Here is a 20,044-nt window from a genome sequence, read left to right as displayed (position 1 = left end):
TTTCGACCGTCGAGTACCGGGAGGTGTCGCGCGGTGAGTCAGCCACCGGTCGAGGATCCCGGCGAGTTGTCGGTTCGGGAGATCTACGAGATGTTCCTCGACGCGCGGCAGCTGGACTACACTGCCGAGACGCTTCGCGACTACGAGACGAGACTTCGTCAGTTCGTCGAGTGGGCGGAAGACCGCGACGATATCGAGTGTATCGGCGACGTGACGGGCTGGCACTTGGAGCAGTTCAAGCTGTTCAGGCAGGGCCAGGACCTCGCTCCGACGACGATCAAGGGCCAGATGACGGCGTTGAAGGTCTGGCTGGAGTACGCGGCCGGCATCGAGGCCGTCGACGAGATGTTGCCGTACAAGGTCAACATCCCGGTTCTCAGCCAGACCGACGAGACCGACGACACGCTGTTAGAGGCCGAGGACGCGCAGGCCCTCATTCAGCATTATCGGGAGTCTCGCGTCGAGTACGCCAGCGTGAACCATGTCGCGCTCGAACTCGCGTGGTTCACTGGGGCGCGGCTTGGGGCGCTTCGGTCGCTCGATGTGTCGGACTATCAGCCCGACGACCAGCTCGTCTGGTTCCGCCACCATCCGGACACGACGCCGCTGAAAAAGAAGGTCGACGGCGAGCGCCCTGTTGGGCTGCCGGCCGAGACCTGCGAGGTGTTGGACGTGTGGATTGAGCAGGTTCGTCAGGAGCGGCGTGACGAGGATGGGCGTCGGCCGTTGCTGGTCGGACGACAGGGCCGACCTGCGACCTCGACGGTTCAGAATTGGATTTATCAGGCGACGCTGCCGTGCGTCGCGGGTCCGTGTCCGCATGGGAAGTCCCGGCGGACCTGTGAGTGGACTGAGCGCAACACCGCGAGCCAGTGCCCGTCGTCGCGATCTCCCCATCAAGTGCGGACGGGCTCGATCACGTGGCAGTTGAACTCGGGCCTGTCCTACGAGGCCGTTGGCGAGCGCGTGAACAGCGACCCGGATACGCTTCGGCGATATTACGACAAGGCCAGCGATGTGGAGAAACTGGAAGAGCGGCGTCGCACCTTCGTCGATAAACTGGATTTCTCAGATTCCGATGATAGTTAGACCAACCTACAGCAGTACGACCAGCCGAATCGAAGATAAATACACCAGTACCTCGAAAGGTGCTAACCCTCCGACCCCATTCCTTATAAAAACAAAGCAGTGGATTCCGCTGCTTTCGCTTCACTATTCCAGAGCGGGCAGTAGTTCCGGCATTACTAGCGGGTGAGCCGCGAGTCCCGACCACCGCTTACCACGGGGCTGTCCGTGAGGTCTGTGTTCGGGTCATCGGGGACAGCGACCAGTGATGCCCTACCCGACGACAGCCGGGGTATCAAACATGACACCGGGAATCACGCCGAAGATTGCGCCGAGACATGGTTCGGCAGGTGATCGATTGGGTCTCTATGTGTGTGAGGGGAGGGCGTTCATGAGTCGGTCTGCCCTCTGAGTTGGAGTTTCAGGGGTCTTCGCCGGATTTGATGACGTATTCCGAAACGACGAAACTGGTGCCGTCCGTTCCGTACCAGATGATCTGAACCGGATCATCTATCTCGGGCTCGTGAGTTTCACTGTCGTCATCGACATCTGCTCCATCCCGTTCAACGTCGATATCGCCACCGCCGCGTTCTCCCGTAATAACGAATGTGTCACCGGCCCTAACGGACAATCCTCCGTCAGACTGGTTCGCCCAGTCCCCTCTGGCAATGAGGAAGTCGTTCTGTCCCGTTTCGTCTTCGTCTCGGATGACGACTTCAAGGCGTTCGGTGTTCGATTGGTCGAACACGTCCCCAGCCTCATGCCTGATCGTCAGCGTTCGCGTCGATTTCTCCCAGTCGAAGTCGAAACTCGCCTGTGGTGCGGGGGCATCCAGATCCTCAGCGATTCCCAATGTGAAGATGCTGAGGACACTCCCCAGAATAACGACGACACCGACGAGGAGAATCGTCGCAATGACGGAAGAAACACCACGGGGTTCCATACATCAGTTACGGTAATCCATATAAAAAGTGTGCCGGAGCTTTGAAAATCATGGATGTTAGAACCCACAGATGCCGATTGAGCCGGTTCAGTTCGCGTCGTGTCGTTTCACTGCCCGAGTCCAATGAGTTTACTTGGTGGCGGCTATCTGCCCACGCATGAGCCAGTTATTACGCGATTTACTTGCCGGAAACGCCGACCACGCGGCGGAGTTCCGGGACCGGTTCGATCAGGTCCAGAACTCCCAGACGCCCGATGCTGTCGCGGTCTGTTGCTCCGATTCGCGGGTGCTTCAGGACCATATGTGGGGCAACAGCGAGCCGGGATATCTCTTTACGTGTAGCAACATCGGAAACCGAGTCATCCAGCGGACCGAGTCCGGCGAGGCGGTGTCCGGCGACGTGCTGTATCCGATCGAACACACGATGACCGAAACGGCTGTCGTCGTCGGCCATACCGGCTGCGGAGCGGTGACGGCGACGTACGATGATCTGACCAACGGGCTGGACGAACCGGCGGGTATTGAGCACTGTCTCAACGTCCTCAAGCCGCACCTCGAACCGGCGCTGGAGCACCTCCCTACGGACATCGAGCGGGCGGCAGCCATCAACCGACTCGTTGAGTACAACGTCGACAGACAGGTCGAGTTTCTCCGAAACAGCGACGACGTGCACGACACCGTCGACGTGTTCGGGGTCGTCTACGACTTTCAGGACGTGTACGGCGGCCGACGGGGAGAAGTCCACGTTATCAATATCGACGGAAAAACCGATGTCGACGCGCTTCGGGCGGCCAATCCCGATATTGCCTCACAGATCAACCGCCTCTGGGAGTACTAGTCCTGCTACCGACTCTCTCGCTGTTCGACCTTGTTCAGTTCGATCAGGAGCCTGAAAATCGCTTTCACGAGGTTCTCGTCGACGTCGAACTGTTCTGCGTTGTCGCCGGCTCGGTCCATCACGGCCTGCTCCTGTTGCTCGTCAGTCGTCGGCAGCCCCTTCTCGTCTTTGACCTGTGCGATGGTGTCGGCCACGTAGGTTCGCTGTGCGATCTTCTCGACGATTTCGCGGTCGATCGTCCGGATTTCGTCGCGCAGTTCGTCTAGCGACATGTCCTCTGGGTTCGGATTCGTGCTCATACTGTGTGTGTCCCTTCTGTTTGTGTCGTCGTCAGCCAGGTCTGTCCGGGTCGGTTATCCCAGGCGTCCTGTACGGCTTCGAGTGCCGCCCGCTCGCCGACGGCGGTGAATGACGGCCCCGTCCCCGACAGTGAGACGCCTTCGACGTGCTGGAGCGCGTCGAGTACCGGGTCCGTCTCGAAATCCAGTGCAGCCGAGAACGCGAGACCGTTGACCGTCATCGCTCGTTGGTAGTCGCCGTCGAGCGCGAGGTCCTCGACGAGACGGGCCATCGGCGCGACCTGTCGGCATCGCTCGACATCCGCGTCAGCACTGAAGGACTGTTCCGGCGGCGTCCAGACGAGCACGTCCCAGTCGATTTCCTCGCGGGCCAGGAGCGCGTCGTCCTCGTTGTCGGTGACGGTGACGCCGCCAAGCATCGACGCCGACGCGTCGTCGAAGGCCCCGGTGACGGTGACGCCCACGTCGCGGGCAGCCATGACCCCGAGGCGGGCCATGTCCTCGCGGCTCATCCGCTCAGTCGCGTCGAGTGCGTCGAGCGTCGCCATGACAGTCGCGTTTGCGGCTGCACTGGAGCTTTTGAGCCCCGACGCCATCGGGACCTCGCTCTCTGTGCGGACAGTCCCGCCGGAGACCGCCGGGACGCCCACGTTCTGTGGGCCGCCGTGGGCGTCGATGACGTACTCGACACAGCGTTCGATAAGCCGCGTGTCGGCGTCCGGCGCACCGCCGACCTCGCCGGTGACGCCGTCGGTCTCGGTCGTGAGCGTGACGGTCGCTGTCGTGTACTCGTCGATAGCAAACGCCGCGCCGCGGCCGGTCGCGAGCGCGTTAAGTACCGTCCCCGCTGCGGGCGCTGCTGCCTTCCCTTCCATCGACCTGTACTCCCGCGCGGACCTATTTACTAACTGCGATACCCCTGCATCGGGCACGGTGGCCCCAGCACCCGAAGCGACCGTTCGCAGTAACACGAGTAACACTATATCGACCAGTTCAAAGGAAACAGCAACGAGGAATGAGTATCAGGAACGCGCTCCGCGGCCTCACAGCAGGTATCGCGGTCCTTGGCTATGTTACCCTATTTGTGCTGTTGCAGGTCCGTGTGGTCCCAGTGTCGGCGCTGGCGGGGATTGCAGTACTCGCCACTGTTGCACTCGCCGTCGCAGGCGGATGACCCGCAGTTCGCCGCCTTCTGGTTCGCGGGTCGTCAGCTCAGGCGGACACGCCCGAATGGTGGCTCGCTCGTCTCGAACCCGCTGTCGAAGACGCCTGGAACGCGTATGCGGACCTAGTGCTGACAGTCGGACTGTTGGTCATCAGTGTCGGGTCCTTCGGCGGACTCATAACGTATCCGGGCGACGACCCGCCGTTTGGCCTCGCTATTGCCGGGTTCCTGTCGATGGTCTGTGGCCTCATCTCGCTCGGGTTTCTCATCGATTCGAGATACGAGTAAACGTGAGCGGTACGAGTTTGGCTCAGGCCGGGAACAGGAGGTACGGCAGAATAAACAGCAACAGGAACATGAACAGGAGAATGATGCCATAGCCGGCGAGCGTCCCGGCGGCTGTCAGCCACGCCGGATGGTCGAACTGCCCGGGGAGATGTGCCATACCGTGGAATTCAGTCGGGGACAGTATAGTGGTTTGGGAACGGGACGTAACCGAGGGACGGCACTGTCCGCCCTGTGCCTGCGAACGGTAGGCTTTCAACTGTCGGTTCAGTACACTGGCAAAAATGTATCTCGTCATCGTCGGTGCCGGCGATATCGGGTCGCCGTTGCTTGAAATTGCGACGGCAGGCGGCAACGAGGTCGTCGTCATCGAACGCAACGAGGAGCGAGCGGAACGCGCGTCGAGACAGTACGATTGTCTTGTGATTAACGATGATGCAACCGCAAAGGATACGCTAGAGGACGCCGGTGCTGACCGTGCTGACGCGCTCATCTCGACAACCGATCAGGACGCGACCAACATCATGGTCTGTCTGCTGGCACAGGAACTTTCGGTGCCGGACATCGTCTCAGTCGTCCACAACCCCGAGCATATGAACGTGTTCCGCCAGATCGGCGTCAACACGATGCAGAACCCACAGCGGCTGATCGCCGAATATCTCTATCGAGCGGTTAAGCGACCGTCTATCGTCGATTTCATGCGCATCGGCGATCAGGCGGAAGTGTTCGAAATAACGGTCCAGCCCGGGGCTCCGATTGCGGGCAAAACACTGCAGGAAGCCAACACAGCGGGTCTCATCGGCGGGCAGACGCTCATCGTGGCAATTGAGCGAAACGGCGACAGCGACCCGATAACACCCCGCGGTGATACGCGCATCGAAGCGGATGACCTCCTCACGGTCTACTCGGGGGACGGTGCGACGCCGGAGGTGACCGACATCTTCGGTCATTCCGAGGACCACAGCTGATATGTCGCGACGGAACGGCGGGCTGTTCCCGGCGGACCTGAAGACAATTGCCCGCGATATCGGCTCGCTTCTGCTGATGGAAGCTGGACTGATGACGATCACGGCCGCGATTGCGCTGGGCTTTCAGGAGGCCTACGCCGCTTTCGGGTTCGTCACTGCGGCCGGGATGACTGCCGCTGTCGGCGGCCTTGCGACTCGCGGGTTCGCCGATGCCCCAGCCCCACAGATGAAACATGGTATGGTTATTGCTGCCGGCGGGTGGCTGCTGGTCGCTGCGTTCGGGTCACTCCCGCTCCTGTTGACCGCGTGGTTCACGCCCCCTGCCGTCATGGACACGTTCGTTCCGGCCGAGATGGCCACGAGTACGTGGGAGCCGATCAGGGTCGGCGGAACGACAACGCTCTCCAGCCTGGCGTACTTCCGAAACCCACTCCACGCCTTCTTCGAGAGCATGAGCGGGTGGACAGGGAGCGGCCTGACGATGGCGATTCACGAGCCCTCGTTGCCCCGCGCAGTCCAGTGGTGGCGGTCGTTCATCCAGTACGTCGGCGGCGTCGGCGTCATCGTCCTGACCGTGTCTATCCTTTCACGGCCCGGCAGCGGCAGTTACGCGCTCTATCAGAGCGAGGCCCGCGAGGAAAAGATCCATCCAAGCGTCGTTTCCACCGTCCGAACGGTCTGGAAACTCGTCGCCGGCTACACGGTGCTTTCCTTCGCATTGCTGTTCGGTGCAATCCTCGCCAGTGACAGCGAGTACGCGGAGTCGCTGCCGCTGTGGAAGGTCGCGTGGCAGGCGCTTAATCATGCTATGACCGGCCTCACGACTGGTGGATTCTCGGTCACTGACAATTCGATTGCGACGTACAACTCGCCGCTCGTCGAAGCCGTCCTGTTGCCGATTATGATTCTCGGCGCGATTGCGTTCCCGGTCCACTACGTCGTCCTGCATGACAGGCAGATTCGCAAACTGGTGTCGGACCTGCAGACCCGCTGGCTGTTCATCCTGCTTGCAGTCGGTGTCGTCGCTCTCTCGACACAAAACGCGTGGTCAGTCTCCGAGACCACCGGCGCGTTCGCCACACAGTCGTTCCTGCCGTTTTCGGTCCCGATGCTTGACGCCCCACAGCTCGATGCAGTTCGGGACTCAGCGTTCCAGTGGGTCAGCGCCCTCAGCTGTACCGGCTTCCAGTCGGCACCGATCGGTCGCTGGCGCGCCGGCGGCAAGGTGCTCGTGGCCGGCGCGATGGTGCTTGGTGGTGCTGCGGGGTCCACTGTCGGCGGCATCAAACTCATCCGAGGGTACACCATCGTTCGCGGCATCGTCTGGCAGTTCTCGCGGGTGTTTCTCCCGACAAACGCAGTGGTTACGGTCCGCATCGGCGACCGAACGCTCGACCGCGAGTCGATGGAGCGGGAGTTCAGCGAAGCGGCCATCGTGACGCTGCTGTGGCTCATCATTCTCGTCACCAGCAGTGTTGTCCTCACCAACGTCGCAGGACCCGCGTTTGGCTACGCCGATGCCCTGTTCGAAGTGGCCAGCGCGCAGGGGAACGTCGGCCTTTCGACAGGTATCACCGGCCCGTCGATGTCTCCGGTCGCAGAGGCGATGTTCGTGCTGAACATGTGGGTCGGCCGTCTGGAGATAATACCGATACTCGTGTTCATCCGCGCTGGACTGTACGGGCTGGACCCGTGACTCGCCGGTCATCCCTCCGGCCGTCCTTTACTCTCGGTCAGGGTACACCTCGCCGAGAAACAGCCAGCGGGCTTTTGTGCCGCCTTCGGGTCTGGTCTCCTCCTCGACGTGGTAAAGCGCGAAGGATTTCTTCGCTGGGACCCCGCTCCACCGGCGATTGCGTCTCGTCATGGAATCGCAGGAGTTCCTGCGCGTAGATGATTGTATTGCGGAGTTCGTCAGGCGTCAACTGTGGCAGTTCCGTCGGAACCCGATCCGGAACTCCCTCAGGCGGTGTCGGTTCGTTTTCAGGACTGAACATACCGCCATCTCTGTCTGGGAGGCATATACCGAACTGGCAGCTACAGATAGGGAGAAAGCTTCCCCGGACTCACTCGTTCCAGAACGCACCAGTAAAGAGCACGAACACTGGAATTATCTCTAACCGACCGATCCACATCAGGAAGACCATCAGCAGTTTGCTGGTCCCCGGGAAGAGTTCGTAGGTCCCGAACGGCCCCAGAAACCCGAACCCGGGACCGATGTTTCCGATAGTCGCTAAGCTTGCGCTGAAGGCTTCAAGCACAGTTAGTTCGAGCCCGACGCGGCCCGCATCGAGGAGGAGGAACACCGTCGCGATACCGAGCGTGAGCAAGTACAATAGGGTGAACCCGTATATCGCGTTGATAACGCTCTCGTCGATGACCTGCCCGCCGAGCCGGACTGGTTTGACGGCGCTGGGATGGGCTGTCGTGAATAGCTGGCGTCGGATACTCTTGAACACGACGAGCCATCGGACGATCTTGATACCGCCACCGGTCGACCCTGCCGAGCCGCCGATAAACATCGCGAACAGCAGGACACCCTGTGCGGTGCTGCCCCACTCGGCAAAGTTGCTCGTCGCATACCCGGTCGAGTTCAGCAGCGAAGCGACCTGAAATGTGGCCTGCCGGAGCGAGTTTTCAAGCGCTCCCTGCGTGATACCACCGAGTTCAAGTGGCGGCGCGGACCCGGTGAACAGCAGCCCCCAGAGGATGACGGCCACGCCGGCGTTCGCACCGAGGTACGCCTGTAGTTCGCGGTCCTTGAGGAAGGCAGCGTAGTCGTCCTGCAACAGGAGGTAAAACAGCGCGAAGTTCATCCCGGCGATGAGCATGAACGGAACGACGACCCACTGGACGGCCGGCGAAAAGTAGGCGATGCTCTCAGCCTGTGGCGAGAAGCCGCCGGTCGGCAGCGTCGTGAACCCGTGGGCAACGGCATTGTAGGCGTCCATGTTCGGGGCCATCGATGTCTGGCCGAGGCCAAACAGGATGAGGACGAGCAGGACAGTAAAGCCCAGATAGAACAGCCAGAGGAGTCGGGCGGTCTCGGCTATCTTCGGCGTCAGCTTCTGGAGTTCGGGGCCGGGCGCTTCCGATTCGATCAACTGTGCCCCGTTGACGGCTGCCTCCGGAAGAATGGCGACCATCAGGACGATGATACCCATCCCGCCAAGCCACTGGGTGAGCTGTCGCCACATCAACAGCGCGTGTGAGTGGCGAGTGAACGATATTTCGTCGGTGGCGGTCGCGCCAGTGGTCGTAAACCCGGACATCGACTCGAACAGCGCGTTCACGGGCTCACCGAGCGCTGATTCAGTGCCATACCCCGCGATAACGTAGGGGATCGCGCCGATAACCGCGACGGCACCCCAGGAGAGACTGACGAACAGTAGCGCCTCGCGTGGTCCGAGTTCGTGAGTGTCGCTGACTTGCTCCAGCACCACACCGACCGTGATAGCGACCGCGATAGAAATCAGGAAGGCAGCGGTATCGTCTCCATACAGCAACGCAATCCCGAGCGGGACCAGCATTGCGACGGCGAGATATTTAATCACAGTGCCGGTCAAGGCAATACTCTGTCGCCAGTCGACACGAATCGACATCACTGATCACCGACCATTATCTGACGCTCACACACCCGCTATCAAAAAGCCCCGCGTTCTAACAGCGCTGCTTCCGGCGACACTCCTCGTTCTCAGCGTCGCTTCGGTGGGTTTCTGTTCCGTCCTGACAGCGTACCGACCGCGTATGCAGTAGCCTCGTCCGCTGTCAATTCGCCGTTGAAACTGCTAGCGACGCTGAACTGACGACTTAGACGTGGCCGTGTTCTTTTGCCCCCTCCCGGATCTTCTTTGACCGCTTTCGGACGCGTGAGACGTACCGTTCGATTTTTTCCGGCTTCTCACCGTAAAAGGACGCGGCCCAGTGGACGTCGACACCCTCTTGGGTGAGGAAGTAGGCGACAAGCGTGTCCCGGCCGGCCTGGATAACCGTCGGCGGCACGCCGCGCTCGCCGGTTCCGGCTTCCTGAAAGCCGTTCACGTCGAAGTACACGTCGGCGTACAGCGTCGCCATCTCGGAGTCATCGAAGGCGATCCCCTCGTGGTCCGGGGCCTCGAATCGGTACCGTGTGTCACCCTCGCCTGTCGTTCGTTCGACGATACGCACATCGAGGATGTACTCGCGGTAGGTGGAACTGTCCGTCGCTGCAGCAGCGGTGTCTGATTTTGGCATGGATAGGTCGGTTTGGTGTTACGGTTGCCGGCTTGTTCTGGCCGCAAGCGCTGCCACCGCGGCGAGTGAAGCGAGAACCAGCGCTATCGGGAGTGACCCGTTCGCGCCGGTCGTCGACTGCTCGCCGCCTGGCGCTGTGGTCCCTGCGGTACTCGGGGTACTGGCTGACCCGGCTGTGGACTCGCTGTCGGGTGACGACGCGTCGGTCATGCCGGCCACTGTCTCCGTCGTCGCGCCCGGTGACACTGCGAGCGCTGTCGGCGCAGTCGTTGGCTCGACCGCGCCGCCCCCGTCGGCATCGATTTGGCTCGACGTGACGGTCAGCTGCGTCTCGCCGCCGTCGACGCCAGCGAGCTGGACCGTCGCGAGCGTCACGTCGCTGGCACCGGGCTCGATCTGCCCGTCGAGATCAGCCGCCTCAAGCGTGATTGTCCCGCCGTCTGAACTAATGACGGGTTCAGTCGTGAGACCGAGGCTGGCCGGGTAACTCGCGTTTTCGAACTGGGCGACCGCGGGGTCGTCAACTGTGAGTTCGAGCTGGTAGCCGGCCAGTCCGTTCGGCGCGCTGGTGAGGACGACCGGTGCGGCCATCGTTTCACCGGCAGGGACGGAGTCGGTCTCGATGCTGATTGTCGGCGTGCTCTGCCCTGCAGCGAGCGCGGGGACCGCCCCTGCGAGGCAGACGAGCGCGACGAGTGCGAGCGGGATGCCAGCGGCTCGGACGCAACCGCGTATGGAATAAGTGGTGTCGTCGGTCATTGTGTTGCTGTATCGAAAGATGGGGGAATCTCGGTTGCGGCCGTTAGTTGACCTCTTCGTAGAGCGCCGTCACGTCCGCGAAGTCGAGTTTGCCGTTCTCGTTGAAGTCGTACGCGCCGGTGTTCAGCTGGACGCTGTCGGAGTCCATGTTCGAGAACAGCACCTGCACGTCCTCGTAGTCGAGGCGGCCGTTGCCGTTGAGGTCCTCGAAATGCCCGTCGCCGTCCGGATCAGTCGGCGCGGCGTCGCCGACGACCGTCTGCGGGCCGCCCACGACGATACCGTTCCGAGCTTCTGCCTCGATGGCGTTGCCGCTCTCGTCGTCCATCTGCTCGATAGAGACAGTCAGGTCTGTCGTGCCGCCGCCGTTGGCGCGGACGTCGAGCGTCGCGAGTTCCACGTCCATCGCGCCCGACTGGACGTTCGTGTTGACGTCGGCAACCCGGATTGTCGCCGACGAGCCGTCGTCGCTGATGGAACTCTCGGTGAGTCCGAGTGCGTCGGGGAATGAGACGCCGGTGATAGACGCGATTTCGGGGTTCGAGACGCTGACGGTAAGCCGAGCGCCGGAGAAGCCAGCGGGGAGCGACGAGGCAGTCAGCGAGACGGTGCCTGTCGACCCGCTGCCGACCGCGGCGGAGTTGGCGCTGACGACGACGTTGGGCTGGTAGACGTAGAGGCCGTCGTTCGGGTACGAGCGAGCGGGGCCGCCAAAGCCGTCCTCACAGCAGAGCACGCGACCGTCCCGCATTGTGTAGACGTTGTCGATATTCCGGAGCGCGTCGTTCGCGTCTTCCGGAGAGTCGGTGAAGTCGGGGCCGGTGATGACCGGTTCGAGCGTCGAGACGTTGTAGTCCGATTCCAGCACACCGCGGTAGACGACGCCGCCGTCGACGCGGTCCATCTGGATGTCGCCCTCGTCGTCCGCGAGCGCGTCGTTAAACTCCGAGATGCCGAAGTAGATGAAATCGCCGGGCTGGGAGTCGTCGACGCTGTCGACGCCCTCGGCCTTGTTGAACTCGATTGACGCGCCGATTTCTTTGGCGGCCGCGCGGGTCTCCAGGAACGGGACACGCCGGAGTTCTTCGTCGACGCCGTCAGGCCCATTTGCCTCGTACTGCTCGGCCCACTCGATGATTTCCTCGTTCGAAATGTAGTTCTGGTTCCCGTTCTCGATGACTGCGAGGTCGGCCTGCTTGATCGTCTCCGCGGTGACCTCGTCGCCGTCCTCCCAGTCAGCGTGGGCGCTGAGGTAGTCGGCCTGGGTCACGTTGTCGTACTCGCTGACCCAGGACTCGACCTCGGCGTTGGTGGCGTGGCCGAGTTCGATCCATTCGATTTCCAGCGGGGTCTGTGCAGGGGAGTTCCGCTGGCCGGCCTCTGCGGCGTTGGCCGCGTCGTTGGTAATCTTGGGCGCGTACAGCGTTCCGGCGACATCCATCGGGTCGTCGTACTCCGGAATCGGCTCGTCGGCGACGAACTTGTAGATGCCCTTGCTGTCGCCGTCGGAACAGCCGTAGACGGTCCGCTGGTCGCCTTCGATGTCGGGTGCCTCCCACGAAGCCCGCCCCATCACGTAGTACTTGACCGCCTCGGGTTCGTCGGCGGTCGGCTCACGGAAGTCGACGAAGTACCCGTACCGGTACGGGTTCGGGTACACGTCGTCAAGCAGCGTCGTCGCGAGGTTCTCGCCGTCGCCCTGGTCGTCGCGCTCCGCCCCGAGGTAGTACGCGAGGAACTCGACGCCGGTGAGCGCCCATGAGCCCTGTGCATAGAAGTTCTCGTCGAGGTCGCCGCTCTCGGCGTAGGACTCGATTGCGCCGGAAATCTCACTTGGGTTCGGCCGGTTCCAGAACTGACACCCGCCAATGAGTCCTTCGCCTGTCCCAGCCTCGACGATGTCGCTCACCGTCGCCGTCAGACTGACGCGGGGATGTGCGTAGTTCTCCTCGGCGGAAATCATCGTCCCCCACGGACTGAGGTCACCGTAACAGTTGATCCGCGTCCCGCCGTGTTCGCGGAGTGATTCAGTGTTCGTGAGGTTCATCGCGTTCTCGGTGTCCGCGCTCCACTCGCCGTTCTCGTCCTGGCTGAGCGGGACCCGCGAGACGCATCCGGGGCTGTTCTCCCAGTTGGTGAACAGGTACCCCTCGGTCCCCTCGTCGTTGCTCGGGACGAACTGATTGCAGTCGGGGTTCGTCGCCGCGCCGCCGTACTGTGTGCCCGCGAAGTTCTCCTGTGTGATGTCTGTCCCGTCGGGCGTCTGGACCACGCCGAGGCGCGCCTCGCCGCCGTTGATAGGTTCGCGGCCCTGGACGAGGATTTCGTAGTCGCCGGCCGCGGACCGGACCTGTCGCTGTTTCTCCTCGGTGTCCGGAATCCCCACTTCCGGGAAGTCGTCGTTGCTCCCGTCGAACTCGAACTGGAAGCCGCTGAAATAGCCCACTGCGGCTCGTCCGAACGGTTCGGGATTCTCCCCTTCCGGGTGCTGGAGGCTGTAGAGGAGCGAGCCGTCTTCGAAGACGAACGGCCCGGTCACCTCCGCGCCAAACGCTGTCGTCGAGAATCGCTTGAGACTCCCGGCGACGCTCGGAGCGCCCGGTGTGTCTGTTTCTTCGACCTCTTCCCCGCTTGCCACGCCGATGACGCTGGCCCCAAGTGCAGCAGCCACCGATTGTGAAAGTACCTGCCGTCGAGTGAAATCGACCATGCGAGTGAGGAGTAGCAGTGATTATTAAAGCAAGTTTATAATATTTGTATGATGTTTCTGGAGTAATCTTGTGATACCTGTCCGACACATACCTCTATTCTGACGGACATATCACAAATACTGCTATTTTTGCGGGATGTGTACCGAATGGTTCCGATGACGGTCCCTCACGAGTCGATTCGTAATCACCTACTTACCAGTGAGCAAACTGAATAGTCGACGCGTGCATTATTTCACACTGTCAGGTTACAAGTAATACGGGCAGTCGCCGTAGCCCGCGGCTACATTCCCATGTCGGCGGCCGGGTCGGGAATCGGCAGCGCGTTCGGCGACACGCCGAGCAGTTCCGCCGCGTGGTCGAGCGCCATGTCGAAGCCGTAGTACCGCTCCAGTTCGTCGCCGTCGGCGGTCGGCCGGACCTTCAGCATCGCGTACCCCTCGATATTCTGTGCGACCGCGGCGCTCCCGGAGTCGCTTTCGAAGGTCAACAGCCGTTCCTCGTCTGTCTCTCGATATGTGGCCGTGATGCCGTCGGCCGACGCCTCGACGGGGAGTTCGGAGTCGGTCATCGCCGGTCCTATGGCGTGGAGGTATGCGAACCTGGCGGTTCGAAACCGCAAACGCGAAGCGAGCGGGCCGCCAGGGACACCCATGGCGAAGTGGCTCCAGAGCGGCCGCCGGCGCGACATGTGTGTCCTGCTGGCCGCCGCAGCGGACGGGGAACTCTCCGGCCAACGGCTGAAGACGCGGCTCGAACGCCGCTACGACACGCGAATCGAACCCAAGAGCTTCTACGGCGCGCTCGAAGCGCTGGAGTCGGCCGGGTTCGTCGACCACCGCGAGGACGGCATCGCCGACAAGTACTCGCTGACCGACGCCGGCGAGCGGCGGCTTCGGGACCAGTTCGAATGGATGCAGGCGGCGCTCGGCGAGGACAGTTGATGCCGCTGCTCGTCGGCTCCCGACGACTTTCGCTACGCCGGCACTGATCGATGGGGTATCCTTTTGTGAGCGGTCCCATAGAACACGGATATGTCCCTGTCCCGCTCGCTCTTCCTGGCAGGTCTGGACGCCCTCCCGTTTGCGGCACTCGCCAGCATCGCAACGTACGTCTTCGCACGCACAGCTATCCAGCCGTCAGCAGTCGTCGGGATGCTCGCCGCAACGGTCGGCGTGGCGGTACTCCTCGCGCTGGGAACCATCAGCGCGAATCGGTATCGTGCGAACGGAAAATCGTTCTACTTCACGCGCGCGGTCGTCGTCGAAGGACTCCTCTCGATTCCCTAATCGAGAAGTTCGCTGGCAATGGTATTGCGGAGGACCTCGCTGGTCCCCTCGTAGATCTCGTTGAGTTTGGCGTCGCGGTAGAACCGCTCGGCCGGGAAGTCCTTCGTGTAGCCGTAGCCGCCGTGGACCTGAATGCCCTCGTTGGCCACTTCCCGGGACACCTCTGAGGCGTACAGTTTGGCTTGGGCGGCCTCCTTGACGAACGACTCGCCGGCCATCTTCTTATCAGCCGCCTGGTGCATCAACAGGCGGGCCGCTTGCGTCTTCGTGTCCATGTCTGCGAGCTTGTGCTGGATAGCCTGGAAGTCGCTGATCGGCTGGTCGAACTGTTCACGGTCCTGGGCGTATTTCAACGCCTCGTCCAGCGCAGCCTGTGCGATGCCGACGCCGCGGGCCGCGATGGTGATGCGCCCGCCGTTGAGCGTCTTGAGCGCGTGGACGAACCCACGGCCCTCCTCGCCGAGTCGGCGGTCGGCGGGGATTCGCATGTCGTCGAACCGCAGTTCGGCGGTCGGACAGCCCTTGTCGCCGAGTTTGTGCTCGGTCCCTTCGACGATGAAGCCGTCGTCCTCCTCGGGGCGAACGATGAACGAGGAGATGCCCTTGTTGCCGGCCTCGGGGTCGGTCTTTGCGAACAGGACCACGGTGTCGGCAACGGAGCCGTTGGAAATCCAGAGTTTGCCGCCGTTGACCAGATAGGCGTCACCGCCGTCGACCGGTTCGGCGGTGGTGTCCATCGCCGGCACGTCACTGCCCGCACCCGCTTCGGACAGGGCGAACGCGCCGATTTCCTCGCCCGCTGCCAGCGGCGTGAGGTAGGTCTCTTTCTGGGCCTCGTTCCCGAACTCGTAGATCATATTGCAGGCCAGCGAGATGTGTGCGGCGACGATTGTGCCCAGTCCGCCGCTCCCCCGCGAGATCTCTTCGAGGGCCATGGCGTAGCTGTGGTAGTCCAGTTCGGCCCCGCCGTATGCCTCCGGAATCGGCATCCCCATCAGGCCGAGGTCGGCCATTTCGTCGACGAGGTCCCACGGGAACTCATCGGTTTCGTCAATCTCCGCTGCCCGCGGCTTGACTTCCTCGTCGACGAAGTCCGCGACCATGTCCTGTATCTGGCGTTGTTCCTGTGTGGGGCTAAAGTCCATGATAGATTCTAACGCTGGTTGGGTCTTTACTGTTGGCCAACGCGCGGCCCGTTGCCGGGTATTGTACTCTGTCGGTATTTGTCACCGCGGGTCTGTCAGTCGTAGTCGTAGAAGCCCCTGCCGGACTTTTTCCCGAGGTCGCCGGCCGCGACTTTGCGTTTGAGCAGGTAGGCTGGCTTGTAGCGGTCACCCAGCTCCTCGTACAGCGTTTCAGAGGCGTCGAGGACCACGTCGAGGCCGATGTGGTCGGCCAGTTCGAGCGGCCCCATCGGAACATTCGTCCCCAGCGTCAGCCCGCGGTCGATGTCTGCCTTATCGGCGACCCCCTCGTCGTAGGCCCGGATGCCCTCGTTTATCCAGGGCATCAACACGCGGTTGACGACGAAGCCGGGCTTGTCGTCGGCTTCCCAGGTCTCCTTGCCGATGTCGTGAGCGAACTCCCGACCGAGCGTCACCGTCTCGTCGCTGGTGTGCTCGCCGACGACGAGTTCGACGCCTTTCATCACCGGGACGGGGTTCATGAAGTGTAGTCCAAGGACCTGTTCGGGCCGGTCGGTGGCGCTGGCGATGGTCGTAATCGAGAGCGTACTCGTGTTGCTGGCAAGCACCGTGTCCGGTCCGCAGATCTCGTCGAGGTCCTCGAACACAGACTGCTTGATGTCCATATCTTCCGTGACAGCCTCGACGACGAGGTCGGCGTCCGCGAGGACGTCCATCTCAGTGGTGCCGGTGATGCGGGCTGTCGCCGCCTCCGCCTCCTGTTCTGTCACTGTATCGCGCGCAACGAGTGTCTCAAAGCTCGACTGAATCTCCTCGAACCCGGCGGCGACTAGTTCTTCTGTCACATCGCGCATGACGACATCGTAGCCGGCCGTCGCGGCGACCTGAGCGATGCCGTTACCCATCGTTCCAGCGCCGACGACGCCGACGGTGTCGACTGTTTCGAGATGCATACCCGCGCCTTCGGCCGGCGGTCGTGTAAGTCTGCCGACGGTATCACCTCATCACGAGACCGGAAATCTACCGAGGGAATCAGTCACAGACTTAGCGGCAAGCACTGCCTCGCGGCGGAATATTCACTCGAAATGTAGTAAATGTCAGCAAAAAGATACTTATGATGTGCCAGAGAACGAACTTGTGATGAGAGACCCTGCGGGCAGCAGGCTCGGAGAAAAATTCGACTGGTCACCGGATGGCCAGTCTCTGCCCCTACATCTGACAAATGAGTAAGTCACTCGACATCTCGACCACCGAAGCCGAGCAGACTGTCACGGAAGTCATCGACACCATCGCCGCGACGACACCGGACGTCCGCCGCGCTGTTGCCGACTACCGTGGCCAGAGCAACTCCGTCAACCCCACCGGCGACGACCAGCTCGCGGCTGACCTGCGCGCCGACGAACTGTTCGAGCAGCGGGTGCTGGGCATCGACGGCGTCGCCTCTTACGCCAGCGAAGAACGCGCGGACGTGAAAACGACAGACGGTCGCCTCCACGTCGCGATGGACCCCCTCGACGGGTCGAGCAACCTCGAACCCAACAGCGGGATGGGGACGATCTTCGGCGTCTACAGCGAGCAGCCGCCGACGGTCGGCACCAATCTGCTCGCCGCCGGGTTCGTCATCTACGGCCCCATCACCTCGATGGTCGTCGCTCGGGACGGCAGCGTCCGCGAGTACATCCTCGAAGACGGCGACAAGCGGGTCGTCGACGACGACGTGACGGTTCCGGAGGACCCCACGGTCTTCGGGTTCGGCGGCGGCGTCGACGCCTGGACCGACGAATTTGAATCCTACGCCGAGGACATCCGCCACGAACTGAAACTCCGCTACGGCGGGGCGATGGTCGCGGATATCAATCAGGTGCTCACCTACGGCGGCATCTTCTCGTATCCCGCACTGGAGTCACGCCCCGAGGGGAAACTTCGAGTCCAGTTCGAGGGCCACCCGATGGCCTACATCCTTGAGTCGGCCGGCGGGCGGTCTTCCGACGGCGACCAGTCACTGCTCGAAATCGAACCCGACGAGCTACACGAGCGGACGCCGCTGTATCTCGGAAACGACGACCTGATCGACCGGCTCGAAGCGAATATCGACTGACGCCCTGTCAGTCAGTAGCCGAGGTATATCGCCAGCGCTTTCAGAACGCTGTACAGTCCGATAGCAACGCCCAGTAGCCCGCCGAGAACGGTTCCGACGATGCCGTCGGGCCACAGCGAGAGCGGGTTCGGAATCCCGACCGACGGGAGCGCTGGAATCGGGAGGCCACCGCTGTCAGCCGTTACGTTCCCGACACGTAGCCCGTCGACAGTCAAGTTTCCAGTGGTGTTGTCCGGCATCGAGCGGGCAAACTCCGTCGTTCGCGTCTCGCCGGCGGGGACCGTGACTGTCCGCGTTGTCAGTATCGAGGTGTTGAGCGCGACGATCACGTTGTGGTCGCCGCTCGCAGTCCCCCGGTTTTCAAGCTCGACGGCGATGACGGTTCGCTCGCCGGGGCCGAGTTCCGATGGAACTGCCGTGGCGTTCGTGACCAGGATATCCGGCTGTCCGGGTTCTTCTGTCTGTGTCTCGGTCGTCTCGGGTTCGGCCGTCGACGTTTCCGAGTTGGTTGTCGCCGCCTCCGCATCCACGTCTGTCGCTGCCGTCCGTTCGACTCCGACGACGAACGTCGAAAGTCCCGGAGAGTCAGCCCGGTAGACGATGTGTGACTCGCTCCGGCCGGCAATAGCAGTCGCTAAGGGCGTCCACCCGCCGTCCTTCCGGAACAGCGTCACAGCCTCGGGTTCCGCACCGACTGCCGCCAGTGTGTCACGGTCAACAGTAAACGTGAACGTCGCGCCCTCAGCCGGAACGGACCCGTGGTCGATATCGAACCGGCTGACGCCAGTGTGACCGGTGGCAGTCACGAACGCTGGCGTGGGCTGGCGGGAGCGGACGGTGAGTGTGGCGGATTCGTTACCCGGGAACGACGCGGCAAGCCGTTCCAGCGTTCCGTTCTCACCGGTGACGAGTGGCCCCTCCGGAGACCGAATTTGCTGTGTCTGGCCGGACCCGTTCACCGAGACGTTCGCCGTAGTCGCGTTCGGCTGTCGCACAGTTACGTTCCCGGCGGACCCGTTCCCAACGACGGACACGACTCTGGTCACACTATCCGTGTTCCCGAGCGGGTCAGCGACTGTCACGGTTACCTCGTGACTGCCGGGTGAGGCGAAGGCTACGGTGATATTCTCGCCGGTGAGGATGGTATCACTCCCGACTTGCCACCGGACCGAATCGACGCCCTGATTGTCTGTCGTCTCCGCTGCGGAGAAGGTCACTGACTCGCCGACAGTTGCGTTCTCCGGCCCAGCGACACTGACGTTCGGCGCGGAGTCGTCATAGAGGAACGTCTGCTGTCGTCCAAAAGAGTTCTCGTTTCCGTTCTCGTCGGTCACCGACATCAGCAGCAACGAGTACTCGCCTTCTTCGGGGAACGTGTACGTCCGCGTGTACGTGTTCACGTTACCGGTGCGTTCGGTGAATCCCGAGATGTTGAGTGTGTCTATCGACGGGCCACCGACGGAGACTCGAAGCTGTTGTATCGGTTCGTGAATGCCGACAGAGATACGGGCGGTGGAGCTATTGACGCGGCTTACCTCGAACGACTGATACTTCGGCACGACGGAGTCCATCCCGCTGACGGTGACTGACTTGTGCGGAAGCTCGTTCCCCGCTTCGTCGGTGATGCTGGCGGCGTCACGGAGACTGACGGTGACGTTGTCTGTGTCGACCTTTTTTTCCAACAGGAGGGAGACGCGCACCCCCGTCCTGTTTGTTCCGGAAGCGTCGATTGATGTGACCGAGACGTTTTCTACTCGGCCCGCAGTTAGCTCGAAATCCGCTGCCTGAATCGTACTCGTGTCTAACGACCCGCCGTCGTCGAACAGGGTTACCTCGATAGTCGTAGCGTTGCCCCGCGTCGCATTGCCCCACTCCGGCGACTCGGTGTCGTCAGCCGCAGCGGTGCCAGAAGCAACAGTACCGAGCAGCGTGAGCAACAGAAGGGCAACGAGCAGCGGAAGCCACCAGCGACGACGCCCGGTCGACAGCGCTGTCTCGCGAGGGTCACTGGTGGCACTCATAGTACATGGGTAGCCCGGCACCCGATATCAATGGTGCGCCACCATTATGAGAGGTGATAATCGCGTGTGGGGACTATCTGCAATCTATATCGGGGTACCGAACCCGTCGTTGACAGTCGCCCCGCTGGCATCGCGTTTCCAGGGAGTATACAGTCCCTACCAGTTCGGTTTCAATAGTAAACAGTGTGTATTTAATATACCGGATGACAACAGGATAACAGACCACGT

22 protein-coding genes are annotated in these 20,044 nt (G+C 62.0%); 9 read left to right on the top strand and 13 right to left on the bottom strand.

Features of this window, described 5'->3' with window-relative positions; all coding sequences use genetic code 11:
• Window positions 1-33 precede the first annotated feature (33 nt).
• Window positions 34-1,089: a site-specific integrase gene (locus DVK01_RS16565; RefSeq protein WP_233560815.1), complete on the top strand. Its 1,056-nt coding sequence runs from the start codon at window positions 34-36 to the stop codon at window positions 1,087-1,089.
• 397 nt (window positions 1,090-1,486) lie between these two features.
• Here the strand turns inward: DVK01_RS16565 and DVK01_RS16560 are convergent, their stop codons facing one another.
• Window positions 1,487-2,008: a type IV pilin gene (locus DVK01_RS16560; RefSeq protein ID WP_121537596.1), complete on the bottom strand. Its 522-nt coding sequence runs from the start codon at window positions 2,006-2,008 to the stop codon at window positions 1,487-1,489.
• Between the two features lie 157 nt (window positions 2,009-2,165).
• Between DVK01_RS16560 and DVK01_RS16555 the strand changes: the two genes are divergently transcribed.
• A complete protein-coding gene (locus DVK01_RS16555) occupies window positions 2,166-2,846 on the top strand; it encodes a carbonic anhydrase (RefSeq protein WP_121537594.1) in 681 nt (226 codons plus the stop codon).
• Between the two features lie 5 nt (window positions 2,847-2,851).
• On the opposite strand, the gene DVK01_RS16550 is transcribed toward DVK01_RS16555, so the two are convergent.
• Both DVK01_RS16550 and DVK01_RS16545 read right to left on the bottom strand, forming a co-directional pair.
• A complete protein-coding gene (locus DVK01_RS16550; protein ID WP_004592890.1) occupies window positions 2,852-3,145 on the bottom strand; it encodes a chorismate mutase in 294 nt (97 codons plus the stop codon).
• On the bottom strand, window positions 3,142-4,020 hold the full coding sequence (locus tag DVK01_RS16545) for a shikimate kinase (RefSeq protein WP_101349973.1): 879 nt from the start codon (window positions 4,018-4,020) through the stop codon (window positions 3,142-3,144). Before DVK01_RS16545 ends, DVK01_RS16550 begins: the two co-directional genes overlap by 4 nt.
• 140 nt (window positions 4,021-4,160) lie before the next feature.
• On the opposite strand from DVK01_RS16545, the gene DVK01_RS22610 reads away from it, so the two are divergent.
• On the top strand, window positions 4,161-4,319 hold the full coding sequence (locus DVK01_RS22610; RefSeq protein WP_232794540.1) for a hypothetical protein: 159 nt from the start codon (window positions 4,161-4,163) through the stop codon (window positions 4,317-4,319).
• 135 nt (window positions 4,320-4,454) lie between these two features.
• The gene (locus DVK01_RS22605) at window positions 4,455-4,598 is read left to right on the top strand and encodes a hypothetical protein (protein ID WP_232794541.1); all 144 of its coding nucleotides are present in this window, start codon (window positions 4,455-4,457) and stop codon (window positions 4,596-4,598) included.
• A 22-nt stretch (window positions 4,599-4,620) separates the two neighbouring features.
• Here DVK01_RS22605 and DVK01_RS22870 read toward each other — a convergent pair whose 3' ends face one another.
• Window positions 4,621-4,755 (bottom strand): hypothetical protein, encoded by a 135-nt coding sequence (locus DVK01_RS22870; protein ID WP_255410226.1) that lies wholly within the window; start codon window positions 4,753-4,755, stop codon window positions 4,621-4,623.
• A 124-nt stretch (window positions 4,756-4,879) separates the two neighbouring features.
• Between DVK01_RS22870 and DVK01_RS16535 the strand changes: the two genes are divergently transcribed.
• Window positions 4,880-5,563: a TrkA family potassium uptake protein gene (locus tag DVK01_RS16535; RefSeq protein ID WP_101349974.1), complete on the top strand. Its 684-nt coding sequence runs from the start codon at window positions 4,880-4,882 to the stop codon at window positions 5,561-5,563.
• A gap of 1 nt (window position 5,564) precedes the next feature.
• On the top strand, window positions 5,565-7,259 hold the full coding sequence (locus DVK01_RS16530; RefSeq protein WP_101349975.1) for a potassium transporter TrkG: 1,695 nt from the start codon (window positions 5,565-5,567) through the stop codon (window positions 7,257-7,259).
• Window positions 7,260-7,286: 27 nt separating this feature from the next.
• Here the strand turns inward: DVK01_RS16530 and DVK01_RS22600 are convergent, their stop codons facing one another.
• From DVK01_RS22600 to DVK01_RS16500, 6 genes are all read right to left on the bottom strand, one after another.
• The gene (locus tag DVK01_RS22600; RefSeq protein WP_232794542.1) at window positions 7,287-7,430 is read right to left on the bottom strand and encodes a hypothetical protein; all 144 of its coding nucleotides are present in this window, start codon (window positions 7,428-7,430) and stop codon (window positions 7,287-7,289) included.
• A 199-nt stretch (window positions 7,431-7,629) separates the two neighbouring features.
• Window positions 7,630-9,165, bottom strand: coding sequence for a TrkH family potassium uptake protein (locus tag DVK01_RS16520; RefSeq protein WP_101349976.1), 1,536 nt, complete (start codon window positions 9,163-9,165; stop codon window positions 7,630-7,632).
• 208 nt (window positions 9,166-9,373) lie between these two features.
• Window positions 9,374-9,796, bottom strand: coding sequence for a hypothetical protein (locus DVK01_RS16515; RefSeq protein ID WP_121537592.1), 423 nt, complete (start codon window positions 9,794-9,796; stop codon window positions 9,374-9,376).
• 18 nt (window positions 9,797-9,814) lie between these two features.
• Window positions 9,815-10,555: a cell surface protein gene (locus DVK01_RS16510; protein WP_101349978.1), complete on the bottom strand. Its 741-nt coding sequence runs from the start codon at window positions 10,553-10,555 to the stop codon at window positions 9,815-9,817.
• Between the two features lie 43 nt (window positions 10,556-10,598).
• Window positions 10,599-13,265: an alkaline phosphatase PhoX gene (locus DVK01_RS16505; RefSeq protein ID WP_121537590.1), complete on the bottom strand. Its 2,667-nt coding sequence runs from the start codon at window positions 13,263-13,265 to the stop codon at window positions 10,599-10,601.
• Between the two features lie 281 nt (window positions 13,266-13,546).
• Window positions 13,547-13,834 carry a hypothetical protein gene (locus tag DVK01_RS16500; protein ID WP_101349980.1) on the bottom strand — a complete coding sequence of 96 codons (288 nt, stop codon included), beginning with the start codon at window positions 13,832-13,834 and terminating at the stop codon, window positions 13,547-13,549.
• Between the two features lie 82 nt (window positions 13,835-13,916).
• Here DVK01_RS16500 and DVK01_RS16495 point away from each other — a divergent pair, with 82 nt between their 5' ends.
• Both DVK01_RS16495 and DVK01_RS16490 read left to right on the top strand, forming a co-directional pair.
• Complete coding sequence (locus DVK01_RS16495) at window positions 13,917-14,207, top strand: PadR family transcriptional regulator (protein WP_121537588.1); 291 nt, start codon at window positions 13,917-13,919, stop codon at window positions 14,205-14,207.
• Window positions 14,208-14,297: 90 nt separating this feature from the next.
• Window positions 14,298-14,552 carry a hypothetical protein gene (locus tag DVK01_RS16490; RefSeq protein ID WP_101349982.1) on the top strand — a complete coding sequence of 85 codons (255 nt, stop codon included), beginning with the start codon at window positions 14,298-14,300 and terminating at the stop codon, window positions 14,550-14,552.
• Here DVK01_RS16490 and DVK01_RS16485 read toward each other — a convergent pair.
• Together DVK01_RS16485 and DVK01_RS16480 are read right to left on the bottom strand one after the other, a co-directional pair.
• Window positions 14,549-15,697: an acyl-CoA dehydrogenase gene (locus tag DVK01_RS16485; protein ID WP_101349983.1), complete on the bottom strand. Its 1,149-nt coding sequence runs from the start codon at window positions 15,695-15,697 to the stop codon at window positions 14,549-14,551. The genes DVK01_RS16490 and DVK01_RS16485 overlap by 4 nt on opposite strands.
• A gap of 95 nt (window positions 15,698-15,792) precedes the next feature.
• The gene (locus tag DVK01_RS16480) at window positions 15,793-16,650 is read right to left on the bottom strand and encodes a 3-hydroxyacyl-CoA dehydrogenase family protein (RefSeq protein ID WP_101349984.1); all 858 of its coding nucleotides are present in this window, start codon (window positions 16,648-16,650) and stop codon (window positions 15,793-15,795) included.
• A 269-nt stretch (window positions 16,651-16,919) separates the two neighbouring features.
• Here DVK01_RS16480 and DVK01_RS16475 point away from each other — a divergent pair, with 269 nt between their 5' ends.
• A complete protein-coding gene (locus DVK01_RS16475) occupies window positions 16,920-17,795 on the top strand; it encodes a class 1 fructose-bisphosphatase (RefSeq protein WP_101349985.1) in 876 nt (291 codons plus the stop codon).
• 11 nt (window positions 17,796-17,806) lie between these two features.
• Here DVK01_RS16475 and DVK01_RS16470 read toward each other — a convergent pair whose 3' ends face one another.
• Window positions 17,807-19,816, bottom strand: a complete 2,010-nt coding sequence (locus DVK01_RS16470; protein WP_101349986.1) for a PKD domain-containing protein — start codon at window positions 19,814-19,816, stop codon at window positions 17,807-17,809.
• Between the last annotated feature and the right edge of the window lie 228 nt (window positions 19,817-20,044).

This window comes from Haloarcula sp. Atlit-120R (assembly GCF_003665885.1).
GTDB lineage: Archaea > Halobacteriota > Halobacteria > Halobacteriales > Haloarculaceae > Haloarcula > Haloarcula taiwanensis.
This window is presented reverse-complemented; position numbering and strand designations above follow the sequence as displayed.